8 protein-coding genes are annotated in these 4,946 nt (G+C 52.1%); all 8 read right to left on the reverse strand.

Annotation, left to right across the window (positions count from 1 at the left end; genetic code table 11):
* Positions 1 to 188 (reverse strand): CHC2 zinc finger domain-containing protein (locus tag PGS25_RS15065; protein WP_270419357.1); only part of this gene is annotated, 188 nt, incomplete at its 3' end.
* 6 nt (positions 189 to 194) lie between these two features.
* Positions 195 to 473: a hypothetical protein gene (locus tag PGS25_RS15070; protein WP_004798047.1), complete on the reverse strand. Its 279-nt coding sequence runs from the start codon at positions 471 to 473 to the stop codon at positions 195 to 197.
* The gene (locus PGS25_RS15075) at positions 470 to 2,578 is read right to left on the reverse strand and encodes a type IA DNA topoisomerase (RefSeq protein WP_270419358.1); all 2,109 of its coding nucleotides are present in this window, start codon (positions 2,576 to 2,578) and stop codon (positions 470 to 472) included. The genes PGS25_RS15070 and PGS25_RS15075 overlap by 4 nt, the downstream gene beginning before the upstream one ends.
* Positions 2,565 to 3,248, reverse strand: a complete 684-nt coding sequence (locus PGS25_RS15080; protein WP_055224691.1) for a hypothetical protein — start codon at positions 3,246 to 3,248, stop codon at positions 2,565 to 2,567. Before PGS25_RS15080 ends, PGS25_RS15075 begins: the two co-directional genes overlap by 14 nt.
* A complete protein-coding gene (locus tag PGS25_RS15085) occupies positions 3,245 to 3,439 on the reverse strand; it encodes a hypothetical protein (RefSeq protein WP_081021222.1) in 195 nt (64 codons plus the stop codon). Before PGS25_RS15085 ends, PGS25_RS15080 begins: the two co-directional genes overlap by 4 nt.
* On the reverse strand, positions 3,436 to 4,200 hold the full coding sequence (locus PGS25_RS15090) for a DUF4366 domain-containing protein (RefSeq protein ID WP_270419360.1): 765 nt from the start codon (positions 4,198 to 4,200) through the stop codon (positions 3,436 to 3,438). The genes PGS25_RS15085 and PGS25_RS15090 overlap by 4 nt, the downstream gene beginning before the upstream one ends.
* Complete coding sequence (locus tag PGS25_RS15095; protein ID WP_006777886.1) at positions 4,190 to 4,441, reverse strand: DUF4315 family protein; 252 nt, start codon at positions 4,439 to 4,441, stop codon at positions 4,190 to 4,192. The genes PGS25_RS15090 and PGS25_RS15095 overlap by 11 nt, the downstream gene beginning before the upstream one ends.
* A 29-nt stretch (positions 4,442 to 4,470) precedes the next feature.
* The coding region (locus PGS25_RS15100; protein WP_270419361.1) for a CHAP domain-containing protein at positions 4,471 to 4,946 on the reverse strand (476 nt) is incomplete at its 5' end.

Consider the following 4,946-nt stretch of genomic DNA (forward strand, 5'->3'; position numbering starts at 1 on the left):
TCGATCACATCCCCATCTTCACCGCAGCCAAAGCAGTGGAATCGCTGGTCTACCTTCATGCTGGGGTTCTTATCATCGTGAAAAGGACAGCAGGCCATGCCATTTCGCCTGACTTTTATCCCATAAAACTCTGCCGCTTCTCTGGTGCTGACCGACTGCTTGACTGCTTCAAATACATTCTCTGCCATGTGCCTTTAACTGCCGGACTTTTTCACAGGGGGCTGGTATCCGGCGGCTTTCGCACGCTCACTGGCAGCTTTGCGGCGTTCTGCGCTGTATGGCTCCCTGACTGATACACACCGCTTGGGGACGGTAAAGTTATGGGCGTCCTTTCGGGTGATCTGGTCGGGGTGCTTTTTTGCCAGCAGTTCCAGCTTCTCCATCAGACGGGGATCGTGGGTGTAGACCTCAGCCATTGGTTCTGCCTGGTTATAGAGGAGAATGGTTTCCCGTTCCACTAAAGAGAGCTTCATCGGCTGCCTCCTTTCCGCTGGTCAAATTCCAGCTTGAAATTGGCATACTGTCCATCGTCCTCCAAAACCACAGTGGCATCGTAGGTCTTGCCGGTTTTCTCCGAATATAACCCCGTCACACGGACACGGCCATCGTTCAGCAGCGCAGACACCACAGCCTTGGTCGGCTGTTTTTTCTTGGCAGCCCACCATTTGTTGTTTTTCCAGATTGCAAATTTGCAATCTTTGTTCTGACAGAAGAAGCCTTTTTGCAATTCTGCAACTTCACCGCCGCAGCGGGGGCATTTGCCCACCACCTCACGGGGCGGAGTGAACAGGTACTCGGTTCCCTTGATGACCTGATAAGTTCCCACCAGATCTTTCAGCATGGTGCTGATCCCGTCCAAAAACTCCTCCGGGGCAAGCTGCCCGCGCTCGATCTCGCCCAGGCGGTACTCCCACTCGGCAGTCAGAAGCGGAGATTGCAGCTGTTCCGGCAGAACGGTGATAAGGGAGACTGCATCGTGGGAAGGGAGAAGCTGCACCGTTTTCCTGCTCTTTTTTCGTTCCAGAAAACCGGCAGACACCAGCTTTTCCAAAATACCGGCACGGGTTGCCGGTGTCCCCAGACCTTTTCGTTCGGCATCCTCCGGCATATCTTCTTTTCCGGCAGTCTCCATCGCGGACAATAGGGTGTCCTCCGTAAAGTGCTGGGGCGGACTGCTTTTGCCTTCTTTGACGATTGCCGCAGAAACCGAAAGGGTCTGTCCTTCGGTCAGCTCCGGCAGGGCTTTCTCTGCGCCCTCTTTTTTTGGCTCCGCATCCTTCATTTTGGCACGGTAAGCGTCCTCCAGTGCTTTCCATCCGGGGTGCTTCACTGTTTTTCCTTTGGCGGTAAACTCCCCACCGGCACAGTCGGCAATCACAACGGTTTCCGAATAGGTATGGGGCTGGGCTACGGCACACATCAGACGCAGGGCCACCAGCTCCAGCACCGCTTTTTCTCCCGCAGGAAGGGCAGAAAGGCCTGCATCCTTGAGATTTCTGGTAGGGATTACTGCGTGGTGGTCGGTTACTTTCTTATCGTTGATTACCGTCTGCGGATCACAGGTAATGGCGATTCCTTTGCGAAACGGCATAGCATTGGCAACCAGATTCACCAGCACCGGCAGGCTGTCTGCCATATCGCCAGTCAGATAGCGGCTGTCAGTACGGGGATAGGTGCAGAGCTTCTTTTCATACAGGCTTTGCAGATAGTCCAGGGTCTGCTGGGCTGTAAATCCAAGCAGACGGTTGGCATCTCTTTGCAGGGTAGTTAGGTCATAGAGGGCAGGCGGCTTTTCGGACTTTTCCTTGCGCTCCACCTTTTTGATTGTGACATTTGCACCCTGACAGGCTTCTTTCAGCTGCTCAGCAGCAACCTTATCCGCCATGCGCTCCCCGGATACGGTAAGACCGGGCAGCTCCAGCGCCACGGTATAAAAGGGAATCGGTTGAAAGGTGTCGATCTCAGCTTCTCGCTGAACAATAAGCGCCAGCGTTGGGGACATCACGCGCCCGATGTTGAGGGTTCGGTGATACAGCACGGAAAAAAGCCTTGTGGCATTGATTCCCACCAGCCAGTCGGCCTTGGCACGGCAGAGGGCAGCATCCCGAAGTCCGTCATAGTCCGCACCGGGGCGCAGGTTTGCAAAGCCTTCCCTTATGGCGGAGTCCTCCATACTGGAAATCCAGAGCCGCTTCATGGGCTTCTGGCAACCCGCCAGCTCGTAGACGCTGCGAAAGATCAGCTCGCCCTCGCGTCCGGCATCACAGGCATTTACCACTTCCGTCACATCCGGGGCATTCATCAGCTTTTTGAGAATATCAAACTGCTTTTTCTTATCTTTTCCCACCACCATCTGCCAATGTTCCGGCAGGATAGGCAGATCATCATATCGCCACTTGGCATACTTGGGGTCATAGCTGTCTGCATCCGCAAGACCGGCCAGATGGCCTACGCACCAGCTGACACGCCAGCCGTTACCCTCCAGATACCCGTCCTTACGAGCAGTTGCACCGATTACCGCAGCCAGACTTTGTGCAACCGATGGTTTTTCAGCGATTACCAGTTTATATCTCATCATCTTCAGCCTCCCATTCTTCCCGCACAGGCGTGTGCAGTTTTTTCTCTATGCTGTTTTCCTCATCCAGTAGCAGGTTATAACCAAACCGGTAGTCATAGCGATACAGTTTCCCCAGCAGGTCATTGATGATGATACGGCAAGCCAAAATGACACGGGTTTTATCCACCTGCATCAGCTGGTAGCGTTGATAATTGCTGTAATATTCTTCGTGACGGCGGGTATTGCAGGCGGCATCTTCAAGTAAACTATCTACTGCATCCTGACAACCATCTTCTTTTTCCCCTTCCATGCAGTTCAGAAGTTCCATCATCAAAGGAAAGCTCTGTTCATCCATAGGAGCTTCTGCTGCAAGAAAACCGATTAGAGCGGATAAGAGCAGACGAGCCGCCGTCCGTTCTTGTTCCGTCAAAACGGCCATTGTTTTCTCCGCATTTGGCAGAATCTTTTCTTCCACAAAATCTGCCGCGTCACCGGAATAAAGCTGACGAATAGAATCTATGGACAATGAAACTGTCATGGTATCTAAGGAGAAATCAAAGGGGTCATCTTGCTTTGGCTTTCTCTGAAGTTTGTTTAACATGGTAGAAAGAATGTCGCCGCCAAAATACACAGCAATTACCAGCAGGTCAAAAACAGCAATCAGCTTGATAAATATAATCAGAACACTCATTTTTTTCGTTTCCTTTCTTTGAGCCATCGTTCCATCTCACGATGGCAGATACCTACACAGGGACTTCCATAATTCCCGCAACCATAGCAGGGGTGGTTGTGGGGTAAAGAAGGAGGACGGGAAATTTCCTTCCCGCCCTCCGGCCTGCGTGTCATCATGCGTTCATAGGGACTGTCTGTGAAACGGGTCATTTCACGCTGTCCTCGTCATCTTCTTCTGGGCTGCCCCCGTCAGCGTCAGGCTCATCCGACTCCTCATTTTCGGTTTCCCATTCCTCGGAATCTTCCTCACCATAATCATAATCGTCCAGACTGTCATTGCCCTTGGTCTTAGGCTTGTTCTTAACGAGCTTCAAGTAGGCAAATACGCCACCGCCTCCCAGCAGAGCCAGCAAAAGGACTATCGCAGCCGGGTTCAATCCGGCAGGCTTCTCCTTTTCCGGCTCCGATGTTTCTGCCGGAGGTTCCGGTGCTTTGCCCGTACATTTACTCTTATCAGTTGCACAGATCGGACAAGTCGTATTGACTGCCCCTGCTTCACATTTTGTCGTGCAGCTACACACAGCAGACGGCTTCTCTTTGACATTTTCATCTTCCATCAGTGCCATCAAATCCGCTTCATCCACCTGATTCAGAAAGTGAACAGCAGTCTTTTTATCCTCATTCGCCCTGTCAATCAGGATGTAAAAGTAATTTCCAGCCTTGGTGGTAACAGTAATAAGCTGCTTATTGCCTCCAAAATCATCCACCAGTGCCGCATTCCCCTCCGGTGTAAGTGCCGGTGCTGGTTCTGTTTCTTCCACAATCACATTGCTGTCATTGGTAGAATCCTCTGCCGGTGCCGCCGGAGCCTGTTCTGACCCCTGTGCAAAAGCAGGGATCGTAAAGCCAAATGCCACAACCATTGTCAGGCAAAAGGCGGAAAGTGTTCGGAGCAATCGTTTATTCCTCATAGCTGTTTTCCTCCTGTTCGTTATTGTCATCAGCCAAACTGCCGGGAACTGTGCCACCGGACAGCATGGCGCTCAACTGGGTCGGGGTCATACGCAGGGCGCGCACCATCTGGACGATCTCCAGATTTTCTGCCTCGGTTTTCTGTGCTTCCAGCGCCTTGAGCTTTTCCTGATACTCTGCGATCTTCTCGCGGACCTTTGTAATCTCCTGGTCAATGCGCTCAATTTTGTTCTTTGCCATCGTCTATCACTCCTTCTTAAAAATCTCTGTTACCAGTTCATCAGGCCGTAGCCCTTAATGCTTTGATAATTCAGGTCATAACTTTTAATCTTGCAGGCATCGCCGGAATTTCCCTCCACGGTATAAACACGGCTGCCATCCGTACCGATCACGATACCTACATGGTCTGCTGTCCCATCCAAATCCCAGTCAAAGAAAATTGCATCTCCGGGAGCCAGATTGTTATATCCTCTTGCGCCCCACTGTCCATGAGACTGGAACCACGGAACGCCCTGCCACTCACAGCCTGCAAAGCGCGGTTCACTTTTTCCTGCCTGGTTATAGCACCAGGATACGAAGCAGGCGCACCATTCCACACGGGAGTCAAAGCCGTACCAGCTCCAGTAGGGATAACCGCCCACATTGCCCACCTGACGCTTGGCCAGTTCAACCAGCTGAGGATTGCCGGGGCGGGTACCGTTAATGAACTGCACACCGGACAGATCTTCCGAGCCGCTGGTATCAG

This window comes from Butyricicoccus sp. AM78-15b2TA, from assembly GCF_027665985.1.
Lineage (GTDB): Bacteria > Bacillota > Clostridia > Oscillospirales > Butyricicoccaceae > Agathobaculum > Agathobaculum butyriciproducens.